16 protein-coding genes are annotated in these 17,695 nt (G+C 62.8%); 11 read left to right on the top strand and 5 right to left on the bottom strand.

Annotation, left to right across the window (positions count from 1 at the left end):
• Positions 1 to 74: 74 nt before the first annotated feature.
• The 8 genes from cpaB to GR198_RS19940 all read left to right on the top strand — a co-directional run bounded on the left by cpaB (position 75) and on the right by GR198_RS19940 (position 8,903).
• Positions 75 to 890 (top strand): Flp pilus assembly protein CpaB, encoded by an 816-nt coding sequence (cpaB, locus tag GR198_RS19905; protein ID WP_029873699.1) that lies wholly within the window; start codon positions 75 to 77, stop codon positions 888 to 890.
• An 11-nt stretch (positions 891 to 901) separates the two neighbouring features.
• Positions 902 to 2,401 (top strand): type II and III secretion system protein family protein, encoded by a 1,500-nt coding sequence (locus tag GR198_RS19910; protein ID WP_029873698.1) that lies wholly within the window; start codon positions 902 to 904, stop codon positions 2,399 to 2,401.
• On the top strand, positions 2,398 to 3,156 hold the full coding sequence (locus tag GR198_RS19915; RefSeq protein WP_029873697.1) for a CpaD family pilus assembly protein: 759 nt from the start codon (positions 2,398 to 2,400) through the stop codon (positions 3,154 to 3,156). The genes GR198_RS19910 and GR198_RS19915 overlap by 4 nt, the downstream gene beginning before the upstream one ends.
• Before the next feature lie 14 nt (positions 3,157 to 3,170).
• Positions 3,171 to 4,448, top strand: coding sequence for an AAA family ATPase (locus GR198_RS19920; protein WP_029873696.1), 1,278 nt, complete (start codon positions 3,171 to 3,173; stop codon positions 4,446 to 4,448).
• A 133-nt stretch (positions 4,449 to 4,581) separates the two neighbouring features.
• The gene (locus GR198_RS19925; RefSeq protein ID WP_029873695.1) at positions 4,582 to 6,057 is read left to right on the top strand and encodes a CpaF family protein; all 1,476 of its coding nucleotides are present in this window, start codon (positions 4,582 to 4,584) and stop codon (positions 6,055 to 6,057) included.
• A gap of 5 nt (positions 6,058 to 6,062) precedes the next feature.
• Positions 6,063 to 7,070 carry a type II secretion system F family protein gene (locus GR198_RS19930; RefSeq protein ID WP_029873694.1) on the top strand — a complete coding sequence of 336 codons (1,008 nt, stop codon included), beginning with the start codon at positions 6,063 to 6,065 and terminating at the stop codon, positions 7,068 to 7,070.
• 15 nt (positions 7,071 to 7,085) lie between these two features.
• On the top strand, positions 7,086 to 8,072 hold the full coding sequence (locus tag GR198_RS19935; protein ID WP_029873693.1) for a type II secretion system F family protein: 987 nt from the start codon (positions 7,086 to 7,088) through the stop codon (positions 8,070 to 8,072).
• Positions 8,073 to 8,270: 198 nt separating this feature from the next.
• Entirely contained in the window at positions 8,271 to 8,903 is a 633-nt protein-coding gene (locus GR198_RS19940) for a LysE family translocator (RefSeq protein ID WP_164046226.1), read from the top strand.
• A 111-nt stretch (positions 8,904 to 9,014) separates the two neighbouring features.
• Here the strand turns inward: GR198_RS19940 and GR198_RS19945 are convergent, their stop codons facing one another.
• Positions 9,015 to 9,851: a tetratricopeptide repeat protein gene (locus tag GR198_RS19945; RefSeq protein ID WP_164069452.1), complete on the bottom strand. Its 837-nt coding sequence runs from the start codon at positions 9,849 to 9,851 to the stop codon at positions 9,015 to 9,017.
• A gap of 144 nt (positions 9,852 to 9,995) precedes the next feature.
• Here GR198_RS19945 and GR198_RS19950 point away from each other — a divergent pair, with 144 nt between their 5' ends.
• The 3 genes from GR198_RS19950 (at position 9,996) to GR198_RS19960 (ending at position 12,784) form a co-directional block, all read left to right on the top strand.
• A complete protein-coding gene (locus tag GR198_RS19950; RefSeq protein ID WP_029873690.1) occupies positions 9,996 to 11,387 on the top strand; it encodes a leucyl aminopeptidase family protein in 1,392 nt (463 codons plus the stop codon).
• A 177-nt stretch (positions 11,388 to 11,564) separates the two neighbouring features.
• The gene (locus GR198_RS19955; RefSeq protein ID WP_003544522.1) at positions 11,565 to 11,915 is read left to right on the top strand and encodes a MarR family transcriptional regulator; all 351 of its coding nucleotides are present in this window, start codon (positions 11,565 to 11,567) and stop codon (positions 11,913 to 11,915) included.
• Between the two features lie 11 nt (positions 11,916 to 11,926).
• Positions 11,927 to 12,784, top strand: coding sequence for a C40 family peptidase (locus GR198_RS19960; protein WP_029873689.1), 858 nt, complete (start codon positions 11,927 to 11,929; stop codon positions 12,782 to 12,784).
• Here the strand turns inward: GR198_RS19960 and GR198_RS19965 are convergent, their stop codons facing one another.
• The 4 genes from GR198_RS19965 to GR198_RS19980 form a co-directional block, all read right to left on the bottom strand.
• Complete coding sequence (locus tag GR198_RS19965; RefSeq protein WP_164046231.1) at positions 12,785 to 14,176, bottom strand: amidase; 1,392 nt, start codon at positions 14,174 to 14,176, stop codon at positions 12,785 to 12,787.
• Between the two features lie 36 nt (positions 14,177 to 14,212).
• Entirely contained in the window at positions 14,213 to 15,076 is an 864-nt protein-coding gene (locus GR198_RS19970) for an ABC transporter permease (protein WP_029873687.1), read from the bottom strand.
• Positions 15,077 to 15,079: 3 nt separating this feature from the next.
• Complete coding sequence (locus GR198_RS19975; RefSeq protein ID WP_029873686.1) at positions 15,080 to 16,027, bottom strand: ABC transporter permease; 948 nt, start codon at positions 16,025 to 16,027, stop codon at positions 15,080 to 15,082.
• Positions 16,028 to 16,136: 109 nt separating this feature from the next.
• Positions 16,137 to 17,666 (bottom strand): ABC transporter substrate-binding protein, encoded by a 1,530-nt coding sequence (locus GR198_RS19980; protein ID WP_029873685.1) that lies wholly within the window; start codon positions 17,664 to 17,666, stop codon positions 16,137 to 16,139.
• Positions 17,667 to 17,695: the final 29 nt, after the last annotated feature.

Below are 17,695 nucleotides of genomic sequence, written 5' to 3' on the forward strand. Positions count from 1 at the left end.
GTTCCATTAACCATAATTATACCAATTGCTGAGCATTCTACAGGGCGAACATATCGTGCCCCGAGGAATGATCGATGAAACCGGCCCGCCTTATAATCCTAGCTGTCGCCGTGGCGGCGGCCGGCCTCGCCGGCCTCCTGGCAATGCGCATGGCGGGCAGTGGCGGCGTCGTCACTCAGGTACGCTCGGTCGTCGAGAAGGAACCCACCGTCAACATCCTCGTCTCGAGCGCCAATCTGCCGGTCGGCGCAAGGCTGGACGACAAGTCGGTGCACTGGATGGCCTGGCCGCAGGGCGGCGTCGTCCCGGGACTCATCACCGAAGCCGACAAGCCGGATGCGATCAAGGATCTGCAGGGCGCCGTCGTGCGTCTGCCGATCTTCGAAGGCGAACCGATCCGGCCGGAAAAGGTCGCCGATTCCAGCAGCCGCATCCTCTCCTCGCTATTGCCGGCCGGCAAGCGCGCCGTCGCGACCGAGATATCGGTGGCAACCGGCGCCGGTGGTTTCATCCTGCCGAACGACCGCGTCGACGTCATCATGGTCCGCAAGGGCACTGAGGCCGACAAGCTCATTACCGAAACCGTGCTGAGCAATGTCCGCGTTCTCGCCATCGACCAGCAGATACAAGAAAAGGACGACGGCTCGAAATCGGTGGTCGGCACGACCGCGACGCTCGAGCTCACCCCTGATCAAACGAAGGTTCTCGCGGTCGCCCAGCAGATGGCGGACCGGTTGTCGCTCGCGCTGCGCTCGGTCGCCGATGCGCAGGAGCAGGATACCAGTGCCGCCGACTATCTCCTGAGCGGCGACAACGGCAGTGCGATCATCCAGGTCATCAAGTCGGGCGCCATCGTCACGGATGCCAGCGCAGCGCCGAAGGCGGAGTAAAGGACGTGCAAATGGGCAATTCAACGCGGCGCGCCAGACCTCTCCTGACGGGCTGCCTTTCGCTAGCAGTCGGCCTCTCCGGTATAGTGCCGGCCTCTTTCGCCCCGCTTTTCGGTGCAGGCGAGGCGCGCGCCGATTCCGATAGCCTGGTCCGGATCTCTCAGACCGGCCCCAATGCCCATCGCCGGCTGAAGCTCGGGCTCAACAAGGCCGTCGTCGTCGATCTGCCGGACGACGCGCATGATATCCTCGTCTCCGATCCAAGCATGGCCGATGCCGTGACCCGCACCTCGCGGCGAATCTACCTGTTCGGCAAGAAGGTCGGCCAGACGAACATCTTCGTCTTCGGCGCCGGCGGACAGGAGATCGTCAATCTCGATATCGAGATCGAGCGCGACGTCTCCGGCCTCGAAGTCAATCTCCGCCGCTTCATTCCCGACTCCAACATCAACGTCGAAATAGTCTCCGACAACATCGTGCTGACCGGCACCGTGCGCACGCCGCAGGCTGCCACGCAGGCGGCCGATCTGGCGCAGGTCTTCCTGAAAGGCGGTGAGGCGACGACCAGAACCGAAACGGCATCCGGCACCGGCGGCGACAGCTCCGTGGCGCTCTTTGCAGAAGGTCGCCAGGCCTCGCAGGTCGTCAACCTCCTGCAGATCGAGGGCGAGGACCAGGTCACCCTCAAGGTGACGATCGCCGAGGTCCGCCGCGAGGTGCTGAAGCAGCTCGGCTTCGACAATCTGGTTTCCAGCTCCTCCGGTATGACGGTCGCCCAGCTCGGCAGCCCAAGCGCCGACAGCGCGACATCGACCGTCGGCGGCGGTCTGGCGGCGCTCTTCAAGAGCTCGATCGGCAAATACGACATTTCGACCTACCTCAACGCGCTGGAACAGGCCAAGGTCGTCAAGACGCTCGCCGAGCCGACGCTGACGGCGATATCGGGCCAGGCCGCGACCTTCAATTCCGGCGGCCAGCAGCTTTATTCGACGACCGACAACGACGGCAACGTCACCGTCGTGCCGTTCAACTACGGTATCAACCTCGCCTTCAAACCGGTCGTGCTGTCATCGGGACGCATCAGCCTGCAGATCAAGACCAATGTCTCCGAACCGGTAGCCGGCAGCGGCAACGCCACTTATCAGCGCCGTTCGGCGGAGACCTCGGTAGAACTGCCCTCGGGCGGCTCGATCGCGCTCGCCGGCCTTATCCGTGACAATGTTTCCCAGACGATGGGCGGCACCCCTGGCGTCTCGAAGATCCCGCTGCTCGGGACGCTCTTCCGCCAGAAGGGGTTCGAGCGTCAGGAAACCGAACTCGTCATCATCGCAACGCCCTATCTGGTGCGCCCGGTGGCGCGCAATCAGCTCAACCGACCGGACGACAATTTCAGCCCCGAGAATGACGGTGCGACCTTCTTCCTCAACCGTGTCAACAAGGTCTATGGCCGCCGCGAGGCGCCCGTCGCCGATGCGCAGTTCCACGGCTCGATCGGGTTCATCTACAAATGAGCGGGGCGTGCACGGCAGCGATGGCACAGAACAGAGATCAGGCGATGGCCCATATGAATGCGACGACACCCCGCCTCGGAATCTCGAAGGCGCTTTTCGCCACGGCCGCCATGTCGGTGGCCGTCCTTTCCGGATGCGCCGGCCCGCACGACCAGCTGACGACCGGCGGCATTCCGGACGATTACCGTGCCCGCCACCCGATCATCGTCACGGAAGCGGAGCAGACGGTGGATATACCTGTTGCCTCCACCGATCGCCGGCTGACCATCGCCCAGCGCGATCTCATCCGCGGCTTTGCCGCAAACTATATCTCGCGCGCCTCGGGCCCGGTTTACGTGCTGTCGCCGCAAGGCTCGCCCAATTCGGCCGCCGCCTATCAGCTGCGCAATCAGGTTCGTGCCGAGCTGACATCGAGGGGGATTGCAAGCTCGAAAATCGTCAACACCTCCTATGCCGCCGTCGGTCCCGGTGATGCGGCGCCGATCCGGCTGAGCTTTACCGGCACCACCGCGGTCACCACGCAATGCGGTCAGTGGCCAAAGGACATATCGAACGATTTGACCAACCAGAACTACTATAATTTCGGCTGCGCCTCGCAGAACAACCTTGCCGCCCAGATCGCCAATCCGGAGGATCTGGTGGCGCCCCGCGGCATGACCCCGATCGACGCGCAGCGGCGCAACAATGCCATCCAGGAATACCGGACGACGACATCGACGATCGAAGATGTCGCCGGCAGCGACAGCAGCTTCTGAGGCGGAACGGCACGATGAGCGCGATCGAATACGAAATCAAAAACCCCAGCGAGCTTCGCAACGCCGAGGAGGCGGTGCGCATGGCGGATCTGGAAAACATGCGGCCGCTGCCGCGCATCTCCGTCCACGCTTTCTGCGAGAGCGAGGCCCTGCAGAACGTTATGGAACGCTGCGCCAATGATCGGCGCATGGCGAAGGCCAGCATGCGCATCACCAGCGGCGGCACTGCCGCTGCTGCCAATATGTTTACCAGCACCCCGACGCCGAACCTCATCATCATCGAGACCAAGGCGAATGCGGCGAACCTCCTGAGCGAACTTGCACCGCTCGCCGCCGTCTGCGACCCAACAACCAAGGTGGTCATTATCGGTTATTACAACGATATCGGCCTCTATCGCGATCTCATCCGCAACGGCATCTCCGAATATATGGTCCAGCCCGTCGCCATGCCCGATATCCTGGCGGCGATGGCCTCGATCTTCGTCGATCCCGACGCCGAGCCGCTCGGCCGCAGCGTCGCCTTCATCGGCTCCAAGGGCGGCACCGGCGCCTCGACCATCGCGCATAATTGCGCCTTCGGCATTTCCAATCTCTTCTCCACCGAGACGATTCTGGCCGATCTCGACCTGCCCTATGGCACGGCGAACATCGACTTCGACCAGGATCCGGCCCAGGGCATCGCCGAAGCGGTGTTTGCGCCCGATCGTCTCGACGAAGTCTTCCTCGACCGCCTGCTGACAAAATGCTCCGAGCATCTCTCTCTGCTTGCCGCCCCCTCGCTGCTCGACCGCGCCTATGATTTCGATGGCCAGGCTTTCCAGCCGGTGCTCGACGTCCTGCAGCGCAGCGCGCCCGTCACGGTGCTCGATGTTCCTCATGCGTGGTCGGAATGGACCCGCTCGGTGCTGTCGAGCGTCGACGAGGTGGTGATCTGCGCGGTTCCCGATCTCGCTAATCTTCGCAACGCCAAGAACATGCTGGACGCGCTGCGCAAGATGCGGCCGAACGACAAGCCGCCGCATCTGATCCTCAATCAGGTCGGCATGCCGAAGCGCCCGGAGATTTCACCGTCGGATTTCTGCGAACCGCTGGAGATCGATCCGATCGCGATCATCCCCTTCGACATCAGTCTCTTCGGCAACGCCGCCAATAGCGGTCGGATGATTTCTGAAGTCGACCCGAAGTCGCCAACGGCGGAAACCTTTTCGCAGATATCGCACATCGTCACCGGCCGTGTCGCGATCAAGAAGGCGAAGAAGGGCGGCCTGCTGGGCCTCCTGAAGCGCAAGTAGACGATGAGCAATTCCAGCAAAAGCGGGCAGCGGTTTTGCATCCGGAATTGCGTGAAAACAAAAAGATAGAGCATTTCCGTGACTCCGGAGAGATCGGGAAATGCTCTAGAACGAGCAGATTGGATCGAGTGGCATGTTTGGAAAACGCGGAAACGAAGGTCCCGGAAAGGTCGGGGGGGCGATTGCTCCTCCGCCGCCGGCTCCGGCCGCCGTCCCTGCGGCCTCTTCCCCCTCCATTCTGGTCGAACCCTCGCGCGAGTCCGCACGCCAGCAGGTGACGCCACCGCCGATGCAGACGCCGCAGCGCAAGCGCCCGGCCCGCACCGATGAATATTACAACACCAAGGCGCAGGTCTTTTCGGCGCTGATCGACACGATCGATCTCTCGCAGCTTTCCAAGCTCGACGGCGAAAGCGCCCGCGAGGAAATCCGCGACATCGTCAACGACATCATCACCATCAAGAACTTTGCGATGTCGATCTCCGAGCAGGAAGAACTGCTCGAGGATATCTGCAACGACGTCCTCGGCTACGGCCCGCTGGAGCCGTTGCTGGCGCGCGACGACATCGCCGACATCATGGTCAACGGCGCCGGCCAGACTTTCATCGAAGTGGGCGGCAAGACGATCGAATCCGAGATTCGCTTCCGCGACAATGCACAGCTTCTCTCGATCTGCCAGCGCATCGTCAGCCAGGTCGGCCGCCGCGTCGACGAATCGAGCCCGATCTGCGACGCCCGCCTGCCGGATGGTTCGCGCGTCAACGTCATCGCGCCGCCGCTGTCGATCGACGGGCCGGCGCTCACCATCCGCAAGTTCAAGAAGGACAAGCTGACGCTCGATCAGCTCGTCCGTTTCGGTGCGATCACGCCGGAAGGCGCAACCGTGCTGCAGATCATCGGACGCGTGCGCTGTAATGTTGTCATTTCAGGCGGCACCGGCTCGGGCAAGACGACCCTTCTGAACTGCCTCACCAACTATATCGACAGGGACGAGCGCGTCATCACCTGTGAGGATACCGCCGAACTGCAGCTGCAGCAGCCGCATGTCGTTCGTCTCGAAACGCGTCCGCCGAATATCGAAGGCGAGGGCGAGATCACCATGCGCGATCTGGTCAAGAATTGCCTGCGTATGCGTCCCGAGCGCATCATCGTCGGCGAAGTGCGCGGACCGGAGGTTTTCGACCTGCTGCAGGCGATGAATACCGGTCACGACGGCTCAATGGGCACCATCCACGCCAATACGCCGCGCGAATGCCTGAGCCGTATCGAATCGATGATCGCCATGGGCGGCTTCACGCTGCCGGCAAAGACGGTACGCGAGATCATTTCCAGCTCGGTCGACGTCGTCATTCAGGCGGCGCGCCTTCGTGACGGTTCGCGCCGCATCACCCAGATCACCGAGGTGGTCGGCATGGAAGGCGACGTCATCATCACCCAGGATCTGATGCGCTACGAGATCGAAGGCGAGGATGCGAATGGCCGCCTGATCGGTCGGCACATGTCGACCGGCGTCGGCAAGCCGCATTTCTGGGATCGCGCCCGCTACTTCAACGAGGAAAAGCGTCTTGCCGCCGCCCTCGACGCAATGGAAGCGAAAACGAAGGAATAGGCGAGATGTTCGGGTTCGATCCGATAGTGTTGGCAATCGTCGTCCTGGCCGCCGTCTCCGCGGGCGCGGTGGCCTATGTCTTGTTGTTTTCCCGGATTGAGACTGACAAGAAATCGGCAAGCCGCATCAACCGCGTCAAGTCGGCCGAAAGCGACCGTGTCAAGGTCAAGGCTGCCCGCGACCGGGTGCAGGAGCTGTCGAAGCGTCGCAAGTCGGTGCAGGACAACCTGAAGGACCTGGAAAAGCGTCAGCACGAAAAGACCAAGAAAACCCTGTCGATGAAATCCCGGCTGGTGCAGGCCGGCCTGACGATCACGGTGGCGAAATTCTATCTCATCAGCGCCATCTTCGCCTCCGTGCTGCTGCTCGTGGCCTTCATCGTTGGTGTATCGTGGATGGTCATGGTCGGTGTCGCCGTCGTCGCCGGTCTCGGCCTGCCGCGCTGGGTTATCGGCTTCCTGATCAAGCGTCGCCAGAACAAGTTTCTCAATGAGCTCCCCAATGCACTTGACGTCATCATCCGCTCTATCAAATCGGGCTTGCCACTCAACGATGCGATCCGTCTTATCGCAACAGAGGGCACCGAGCCGGTCAAGAGCGAGTTCCGGCGAGTCATTGAAGCGCAGCAGGTGGGTCTCAGCATTCCCGATGCCTGCGCCCGCATGACGATCCACATGCCGCTCCAGGAAGTCAATTTCTTCGCCATCGTCATCGCCATCCAGTCGCAGGCGGGCGGCAATCTCTCGGAAGCGATCGGCAACCTCTCCAAGGTCCTGCGTGATCGCAGGAAGATGAAGGCCAAGGTTACAGCGCTCTCGATGGAAGCCAAGGCGTCGGCCTACATCATCGGGGCTCTGCCCTTCATCGTCGCGACCCTCGTCTATCTCACCTCGCCGAACTACATGATGATCCTTTTCACCGATCCGCGTGGCCATTTCATCATGGGTTTCTCGGCGATCTGGATGTCGATCGGCATTTTCGTCATGCGCAAAATGATCAGTTTTGATATCTAGCCGGAAGGAAGCACCATGTCGCAGGACCTTGCCGCAACGCTGACCAATCCGAGCATGCTGATCGCACTTTTCGTGGCGATTGCCGTCTTCGCTACTTTTTATACGATCGCTGTTCCCTTCTTCGAGCGCGGCGATCTCACCAAGCGCATGAAGGCCGTTTCCACAGAGCGCGAGCAGATCCGCGCCCGCGAGCGCGCGCGCATGAACGCGGAAACCGGCGCCGGCAAGGCTTCACTCAGGAGCCAGAACAACCGCTCGGTCCGCCAGATCGTCGAGCGTTTCAACCTGCGCAAGGCGCTGGTCGACGAGAACACGGTCAACAAGCTGCGCGCCGCCGGTTTCCGCTCGGAGAATGCGCTGAATAGCTTCCTCGTGGCGCGTTTCCTGCTGCCTTTCCTTTTCCTGGCGCTAGCTGCCTTTTGGGTCTTCGGCCTCGGCAATCTCGCCGAAAGGGGCATGGGCATCCGCCTCTTCGCCGTCATCGGCATCGGCTATCTCGGCTTCTACGCGCCGAACATCTATATCTCGAACCGTATGGGCAAGCGTCAGCACTCGATCAAGCGCGCCTGGCCGGATGCGTTGGACCTGATGCTGATCTGTGTCGAATCCGGTATCTCGATCGAGGCCGCGATGCGTCGTGTGTCGGAAGAGCTCGGCGAGCAGTCGCCGGCGCTCGCCGAGGAGATGGTGCTGACCACGGCCGAGCTCTCCTTCCTGCCGGATCGCCGCGTAGCGCTCGAAAATCTTGCCACACGTACCCAGATCGAGTTGGTACGCTCGGTGACGCAGGCGCTGGTCCAGGCCGATCGCTACGGCACGCCGATCGCGCAGGCGCTGCGTGTTCTCGCCCAGGAAGGGCGCGACGAACGCATGAACGAGGCGGAAAAGAAGGCGGCCGCGCTGCCGCCGAAACTGACGGTGCCGATGATCCTGTTCTTCCTGCCGGTGCTGATCGCCGTCATTCTCGGTCCGGCCGGCATTCAGGTGGCAGACAAGTTCTGACGGTTGCGCCGGCGCCGGAAAGCGGATGCCGCTTTCGGCAGAAGGCGATGTTGCCTCAAGGATCGTCGGCCGATCGCGGGCTTCAAACACGCGTGACCGCCGCCGGCATAGCTGGTAAACGGGATGGACGACCATCGGCAAGCGCGGATGCAACCGCAGTGCCCCTGGCGCTCCTTCAATCCAAGAGAGAGGTTTCCGATGTCTTCTGCCGGCATTTTCATCAGCATCATGGCAGCCCTGGCGGTCGGCGCGATGAGCCCCGGCCCAAGCTTCGTCGTCGTCTCCAGGATCGCTATCTCGCGTTCAAGGCTGGATGGTCTTGCGGCCGCGCTCGGCATGGGCGTCGGCGGTGTCGTTTTTGCCGTGCTGGCGCTTGCCGGGCTGACGGCGCTGCTGTCTCAGTTCGAATGGCTCTATGTCCTGCTAAAGGTCGCAGGCGGCGCCTATCTCGTCTATATCGCCGTCAATATCTGGAGGAGCGCCGGTCAGCCGCTCGAAGTCTCTGACGCCGTCAACGGCAACCGAGCGCTGAGATTGAGCTTCATGACTGCGCTGCTGACCCAGCTCAGCAACCCGAAAACCATCATCGTCTATGCCAGCCTCTTTGCGGCACTTCTGCCGAGAACGGTGCCGCTCGATCTCATCGTCGCGCTGCCGCTCGGCGTCTTTGCCGTGGAGGCCGGGTGGTATTCGATCGTGGCCTTCGCCTTTTCGGCCCGCCAACCGCGGCGTCTTTATCTTGCCGCCAAGGGCTGGATCGACCGGGCCGCCGGTGCCGTCATGGGCGGCCTAGGTTTGCGTCTCATTCTTTCGGGCCTGAGCGCCCGCTAAGAGCATGATGCCGAAAAGTGTGCGCGGTTTTCGGACAACATCATGCTCTAACTCTTTAAATTACATCATGATCTCTCCGAAGCCGTAAGCCTTTTCGACGAGATGATTCGGTCAATTGGTGTTGCTGTCGCCTGCTGCTTGCGGCGTCTTGTCCTTGGCGGCGAGTTTCTGCCAGGAATTCTGCTGCGAGAGCATGCCTCTGAGATAGGCGACATTGGCATCGGCCTGCTGCGGCGAAAGTTCGCGCCGGGCGATCTGCTCGGCTTCCGGGAAACGCCCCTGCAGACCGACGACGAGGGCAAGGTTCTGCCTGACACGGCTGTCGGCGGTCGGCTGGCTGGCGGCGGAGCGCAGATAGGTTTCGGCCGTGCGCAGATCGCCGGTCAGCACGTAGGACATGCCGAGGTTGGAAAGGATGGACGGCTCGTTCGGCTGGATGTCGAGCGCGTCGCGGTAGCGCTGCCTGGCATCGCTTGCCCGGCCCATCTGGTCGAGGATCGCGCCTTGGGCCGAGATCAGCTTCCAGTCCGGACGGTCCGGCGTCTGGGCGCGCCCGATCGTATCGAGCGCCTGCTGGAACTGGCCGGCCGCCGCCTGCGCCTTGCCGTAGGCGGCCAGCACGTTGCGGTCGCCGGGGTTGGCGATCGCCACCTGCTGCATGACGGCGAGCGCCTGCGTGTCGCGACCGTTCATGCGCAGCAGATTGGCGTAGTTGACGCCGGTGACGGGATCGCGCGGGTTCTTTTCATAGGCCTGACCGAGCCGGTCCGTCGCCGAGCGCAGCTCGGTCGCGTCCATCTCTTCAACCGGCTTGGTGAGTTTCGGCACCGAGCCTGTTGTCATCCGGTCCTTGGTCGTCGAGCAACCGGCAAGTGCCAAGACGAGCAGCGATGCCGCAGCGCCCTGCAGGATACGATTCGTGATTGTGGTGGTGAGCGAGGCAGGCATGGCGCGTTCCTGGATTCCGAAATCGGCGCCTGACCTCGAAGCGGAACAGGGAAAGGTTTGACGCGTAATCTTCGCTCCAGCAATAGTCTGTTAACCCTAACAGACCGTTAAGGAACGATTCCTTGCGACCGCCGAAGGACAATCATGGCCCCCTATCAGTTCATCGAGAGACCAACCCCTTTCAACACGAAGGGCGGTTCGACGCTGCCGATCTTTGCCGTCACGCCTGCCCATATCGAGACCGGCACGATCGATCCGATCGCGCTCGATTGGGCGCGCAGGGCAGGCTACAAGGCTGAGAGCGGGTCGCTGCTGCTGATCCCGACGGCCGAAGGCCATCTCGGCGGCGCGCTTTACGGCCTCGGCACCAACCCATCCGAGCAGCCTTACATCACCGGCAGGCTCGCCCGTGCGCTGCCGGCCGGCGACTGGCACATCGAGACCGCGCCGCTGACGGCAAATCGCCTGGCCCTCGGCTTTGGCCTCGGCAGCTACCGTTTCGACCGCTACAAATCCGAAAAATCGCCAGCGGCGACGCTGATGATTCCCCGCGATGCCGACGCCGCCGACATCAAGCGCCAGCTCGCCGGCGTCTTTCTCGCCCGCGACCTCATCAATACGCCGACGAATGATATGGGGCCGAACCAGCTCGAGGCCGTTTTCCGTGGCCTGGCCGCACACTACAAGGCGGAGATGTCGGTTATATCAGGCGACGATCTGCTCACGCAGAACTTCCCGCTCGTCCATACCGTCGGCCGCGCCAGCGCCGATGCGCCGCGCCTTCTCGAGCTGCGCTGGGGCAAGAAGGGCCATCGCAAGGTGACGCTCGTCGGCAAGGGCGTCTGCTTCGATACCGGCGGTCTCGACATCAAGCCTGCCGCTTCCATGCTGCTCATGAAGAAGGACATGGGCGGCGCGGCGAATGTCATGGGACTTGCCTTGATGATCATGGACGCCAAGCTGAAGGTCGACCTGCGCGTTATCTTGCCCGTCGTCGAAAACGCGATCTCGTCCAATGCCTTCCGGCCCGGCGACATCTACCGCAGCCGCAAGGGCCTGACCGTCCAGATCGACAATACCGACGCCGAAGGCCGTTTGATTCTTGCCGATGCGCTTGCCTATGCCGACGAGGAAGAACCCGAACTGCTGATTGACATGGCGACGCTGACCGGCGCTGCCCGCGTTGCGCTTGGCCCGGATCTCCCGCCCTTCTTCACTGACGACGCCAATCTGGCGCATGATCTGACCGAAGCGAGCCTGGAAACCGACGATCCGCTCTGGCGCCTGCCACTCTATTCCGGCTACGAAAAGGATATCCGCACCAAGTTCGCCGACCTCACCAACGCGCCGGCCGGTGGCATGGCAGGGGCGATCACTGCGGCCCTCTTCCTCAAGCGTTTCGTCAGCAAGGCGAAGAGCTGGGTGCATTTCGATATTTACGGCTGGGCTCCGTCCGAACGGCCGCATTCGCCTGGTGGTGGCGAAGCTCAGGCAATCCGCGCGCTCTTTCACCATATCCGCGAGAGCCTGCGCTGACGCCATGCCAAAGTAGGCGCTGAGGCGCGTGCCATGATCCCGGTTCACGCGCCGCGCCTTGCTGCCGATCGTTAAAATTTTATTCACCTTGCCGGGCGGCAATTTCTGCCGCCCCTTGCATGTGCGTGGCAACTGCCGGAAAATGGAACGTTAGCGTAACGATCTTCCGGAGGGGCCGTGCCGATCGAACTGACCGCCTCGCAGGCGCTGGGGCTCTGGCATGGCGCGGCGCTCGATCAGGTCCGCCACGATGACCGCGATTTGACGTTGCGCCAGATGGCGATCCTGCTGCATATTTATCTGGTGCCGCCGCCGCACACGGTGCGCGGGCTTGCCGCCACGCTTGATGTCACCAAGCCGGTCATTACCCGCGCCTTGGATACGATGGGCGAGATGGGCCTGGTCGATCGTGTGCGTGACGATGCCGACCGGCGCAACGTGATCATCAAGCGCACCGTCGGCGGCGCGCTCTACCTGGAAAAGCTCGGCGATCTCATACGAGATCAGGCCCGCCGGCTGCCGATCTGAAAGGAATGCGAATGACGATGCTCGACCGCCGCCTGCATGCCTACAGACCTGATCTCGCGGAAGCCGGCCTCGAAGGCAAGGTCGAGGCGTTGCGCTTTGTGAAAGGCGCGCCGGCGCGTGTCGCCGTTCCTGTCGTAGGCTTGCGCCCTGAACCGGATGTTGCGCGCGGCATCGATACCGAGCTGCTTCTCGGTGAGGACGTGACCGTTTTCGATCGCGCCGACGGCTGGTGCTGGGCGAAAGCCGCCTCGGACGGCTATGTCGGTTATGTCCAGGCAGACGCGCTCCTGGAAGGCCGGCCGGCGCCGACCCATATCGTCACCGTCCAGCGCAGCTTCGTCTATCCGGAACCGGAACTGCGCAAACCCCACCAGGCCATCCTGTCGATGGGAAGCCGCGTTCACGTCGCCAGCGAGGCGGAAGCGCGCGGCAATCGCTATGTCGTGCTCGAGGACGGAACCGCGATCTTCGCCAAGCACGTCCAGCCGATCGGCGCGCTCGATGGCGCCGATTATGTGGAGATCGTCGCCCGTTTCCTGGAAACGCCCTATCTCTGGGGCGGGCGTTCCGGCCTCGGCATCGATTGCTCCGGCCTCGTCCAATTGGCGATGCTGATGACGGGCAGAGCTGCGCCACGCGATACCGATATGCAGGCGGCAGGCCTCGGCCAGCCGATCGATCGCTCCGAAATCCGTCGTGGCGACCTGGTATTCTGGAAGGGTCATGTCGCCGTCTTCGAAGATCCAGAAACCATCCTCCATGCCAACGGCCATAGCATGACGGTGGCGCGCGAGAATTTCGCGGCCGCGGTCGAGCGCATCGGCTGGCTCTACGAGCAACCGACCGGCTATCGCCGCCCGATCAGCTGATCAGCCGATCGGAGGCTGCGGCCAGGATCTCACTCCGCCTGTCCAGTCCTCGAAGGCTTTCGACAGTCTCAGCACCCGCATGTCGTCGAAGCGTGGCCCGACGATCTGCAACCCGATCGGCATGCCTGAGCGGGAGAAACCGCAATTGATCGAGGCGGCCGGCTGCTCCGACATGTTCCACGGCACCGTGAAACCGATATGTTCGAACGGCAGGGCCGGATCATTGGTCGGAGATGCCCATTCGGCCGGATAGGAGATGATCGGATTGGTCGGCGAAAGCAGGGCGTCGACTTCGGTGAACAGCCGTCCGCAGCTCTTGCGCATCTCGATCGTCTGGTTGAAGCCTCTGACCGCGTCGACGCCGCGGATGTCGGCACCGCCCTTCGCCCAATCCCTGATATAGGGCAGGATGCTGTCGCGCCTGTTATCGTCGAGATCGGCGATATCGCCCCAGAGCCGGGATCGCCAGAAATTGTCGAGCCCATCCAGCATCGCGCGTGTCAGCACCGGCTGGACGGATACAATAGTCGCGCCGGCCGCCTCGAACTGTTTCGCCGCCGTTTCGACCGCGGCCCTGATCTCGTCGTCCACCGCAAGCCCGCAGCCGGCATCGAGCATCAACCCGATCCTCATGCCCGACAGGTCGATGTCGAGATCCATCCAGTTGAAATCGTTCGGCGGCAGGCTGGTGCCATCGCGCCAGTCCGGCCGTGACAGCGTCGCCATTGAAAAGGCCGCGTCCTCGACCGTGCGCGCCATCGGCCCGACGCAGCGCCCGACATAATAGGGATCGGCCGGAATGCGCCCATGGCTTGGCTTGAAGCCGAAGATGCCGGTCCAGCCGGCGGGAAGGCGCACCGAACCGCCAATATCGGTGCCGATATGCAGTGGCCCGTAACCGGCCGCTGCCGCTGCGGAAGCCCCGGCACTCGATCCGCCGGGATTCTGCGTGGTGTTCCAGGGATTGCGGCTGAGAGGATGAAAGCTCGAAAGCCCGGAGGAAAGCATGCCGTAATCGGGGCAGGTGGTTTTGGCGAAGATCACCGCGCCGTCTTCCCGCAGCCGGGCGGCGGCCGGCGCATCGGCGTCCGCGGGTTTGAGTTCCACTGCCCTTGTGCCTGATGGTACCGGTTGGCCCTTCGTGGCGATCAGTTCCTTCAGCGTCACCGGGATGCCGTCGAGAGGGCCTAGCGTTTCTGCCTTCGCCCAGCGCTCCGTCGACGCTTTCGCCTGGGCGCGCGCCGATTCCGGATCGTAGAGGTAGAGTGCCGAAATCGACGGCTCCCAGGCGGCGATACGGTCTTCGAGGGCGAGCCAGTATTCGAGAGGGGAGAGGCTCTTATCGGCGAAGCGCCGCCTGAGTTCGCGAATGGTAAGGTCGGTTTCGGTCATGGCATGGTCTTTCAGGCTTTTCGTCTTGGGAGGTCATCAGCGGCTCGCCTCGCGCGGGTCGAGCAGATCGCGCAAACCGTCGCCGAGCATGTTGAAGCCGAAGACGGTGAGCGCGATGGCAAGGCCGGGCAGGATCGCCAGCCAGGGGGCGAGCGCCAGATAGGTTTGCGCATCGGCAAGCATCCGGCCCCAGGTCGGCGCCGGCGGCGCCATGCCGAGCCCGAGGAAGCTGAGACCCGCTTCGGTGAGGATCGCCAGCCCCAGCTGGATCGCGCCATGCACGATGATCTGGCTGATGATATTCGGCAGCACATGGCGCAGCGAAATGGTCAGGCGGGTATTGCCGATGGCGCGCGCTGCCGTCACATAGTCGCGGCTCCAGGCCTGCAGCGAGGTCGCAAGCGTCACGCGGGCAAAGACCGGGATCATGAAGACGGCGATCGCGGTGATCGCAGTGAACCGCCCTGGCCCGAGAAAGGCGCCAAGCACCATGGCCGACAGGATCGGCGGCAGCGCAAAGATGACGTCGCAGATGCGCATCAGCAACGCCTCGAAAGGACCGCGGATCGCCGCAGCCGAAATGCCGGCGATTGAGCCGAGCGTCCCGCCGATCGCAACCGCTGTGATGGCGATCGACAGTGAATTCCAGCATCCCGCCATCAGCATCGAAAGCACATCGCGGCCGAACTGGTCCGTGCCGAGCAGGCCGAAGGCGAGCGGCGGCTGCAATTTATGGATGATCTGCATTTTTGCTGGCGGCAGCGGCGTCCAGACGAGCGACAGCAGCGCCACGGCGACCAGCAGGCCGATGATGACGACCCCCGAAATCAGGTTCATTCGCCGGCTAAGTCTAAAGACCCGGCGGCGGCTGGTGATGGCGGTGGACACGATCGGTGCCATGCGTCAGGCCGCCTTTCTCATCCTGGGATCGATCGCCAGATAGGAGAGATCGACGATGAAATTCATCACGATGACGAGGCCTGCGAAGAACAGCACGACATCCTGCATGACGATGATGTCGCGCTGAGAGAGCGCCTGAAGGGCGAGCCGTCCGAGCCCGGGCAGGTTGAAGACGTTTTCCACCAGCACCGCGCCGGCGACGAGAAAGGTGAATTGCAGCCCAATCATCGTCAGGATCGGGATCAGCGCATTCGGCACGATATGGCGCCAAAGCACCGCACTGCGTGACAGCCCCTTGGCGACCGCGGTACGGGCAAAATCTTCATGCATCGTGTCGAGCACCGCCGAGCGCGCCACCCGCGTCAACACGCCCGCCTGCGGCATCGCCAGGGCGACGGCGGGCATAACCAGCGCCTGCAATGCCGGCATCAGGCCGGCGCTCCAGCCCGGGAAACCACCGGCCGGCATCAGCCCGAGCATCGTCGAAAACAGGATGATCAACAGCAGCGCCACCCAGAAGGCGGGCACGGCGATGCTGATCTGCGAAAACAGCGTTGCGATGAGATCGAAGACGCCGCCGCGGCGCGAGGCAGCCAGCACGCCGAGCGGCAGGGCAATCGCCACCGAAAGCACGATCGCCATCAGCGCCAGCGGCAGCGTTACCGCCAGCCGCTCGACGATCAACCCCGCGACCGGTACGCCATATGTCAGGGAATTGCCGAGATCGCCGGAGAACACGCCGGTCAACCATTGCCCGTAGCGTAGCAGCAGCGACTGGTCGAGGCCGAGACTGTGACGGAGCGCTGCAAGCGTTTCCGGTGTTGCCGAGGTGCCGAGCATGATCGAGGCGGGATCGCCGGGCAGAAGGTCCATGACGGCGAAGATCAGCAGCGAGACGACGACGAGCGTGACGATGAGACCGGCGAAGCGGCGGGCGAGGAGTGAGATCATGCGTGCCACGCTTTCGATCTGGCATGGCGAGTGCGACCGGCATTGGGCGTTTCGCTATGCGGCTTCCCTTCGCTCATCCCATGCCTCTCAATCCGCCCGAACCCGCCTCTCACTCGTCCCAGGAAACACCGGACAGCACGTTGGAAGGGATCGGCTCGTTCTCCCACAGGCCCTTCAGCTTTTTGTCCCAGACGCCGAGTTTCGGCATGACGAAGAGGTAGAGCGCCGGCACGTCCTCGGCGAGGATCTTCTGCGCTTCGCCATAGATCGCATTCTGTGCGGCGGGGTCGGCCGTCTCCTGGACCTTCTTCATCAGCGCGTTGAAAGCAGGGTTCTTGTAATTGAAATAATAGGGATCGCGGGCATAGATGTCGATGTCGAGCGGTTCGGCATGGGCAACGATCGTCATGTCGAAGTTGCGGTCCTTCATGATGTCCTGGACCCATTTCGCCGGAAATTCCGTCGGCTCGATATTCATCGTCACGCCGATCTCGGCAAACATCGCCTGCATCACTTGGGCGCTGCGCGGCGCATAGGCCATCTGCGGCGATTTGATCGTGAAGGTGAAGCCGTTGGGGTAGCCGGCTTCGGCAAGCAGTGCCTTCGCCTTCTCGACGTCGTAGGGCAGCACGCCTGTCATGTCCTGATAGCCCGGATCGTTCGGCGTGTAATGGCTGCCGATCGGTGTGCCGAGGCCGGACCATGCGCCATCGATCACCGTCTTGCGGTCGATCGCCATCATCAGCGCCTGGCGGACGCGTTTGTCGTCGAACGGCTTCTTGGCAGTGTTCATGCCGGCAACGACCTTGAGTTCGGTATTGCCGATCCTGGTGACGAGCCTCGCATCGCCGTCGAAGGAACTCATCAGCTCAGGCGCGGCAAATTCCGGAAAGGCATCGAGATCACCGGATTTCAGCGCAGCCGCCTGCGCCTGCGGATCGGCAATGAAGCGAAAGGTCACCTTGTCGAGCTTGGCGGCCGCATCCTTGTTCCAATAGTCGGCATTCCTGGCGAGTTCGACCTTGTCGCCCTTCGCCCAGCTGGTGAATTTGAACGGACCGGTGCCCACTGGCGTCGTCTTGTCGTCGGCAGCCGTCTTCGGTGCGACCATCACCGAGGCTGGCCAGCCGAGCCAGTAGATCAGGCTGCCGGTCGGCGCCGAGAGATGCAGCACCAGCGTTTCGGCATCGGGCGTATCGATCGAGGCGATTGAGGCGAAGAAGCGCTTCTGCGGATTGACGGAATCGGCGCCGCGGGCGCGGTCGAGCGAAAACTTGGCAGCAGTGGCATCGAAGGCCTCTCCGTCATGGAATTTGACGCCGGTCTGCAGCTTGAACGTATAGGTCAGGCCATCGGCAGAGATCTCCCAGCTTTTTGCCAGCTGCGGCTGGATCTTGCCGGCCTGGTCGATCGTCACCAGCCCCTCGAACACGTTCTGCCAGGTCACCTGGCCGATTGCGACGGGTGCCGCGATCGTCGGGTCGAGACCGGTCGGCTCGACGCTCATGCCGAGATTGAGCGTGGTCTTCGCCGCCTCGGCGGGCGTCATCGCCGTCATCACCAGACCAGCCGAAAGCGCGGCACTGAGCGAAAGCCGCCGGGCCAAGCGCGCTGAAGGCGCAAACGAAAGCTTGATCATCATGTTCCCTTATCTGGCCGCGCGTCGAT

The organism is Rhizobium leguminosarum, assembly GCF_010668065.1.
Lineage (GTDB): Bacteria > Pseudomonadota > Alphaproteobacteria > Rhizobiales > Rhizobiaceae > Rhizobium > Rhizobium leguminosarum_S.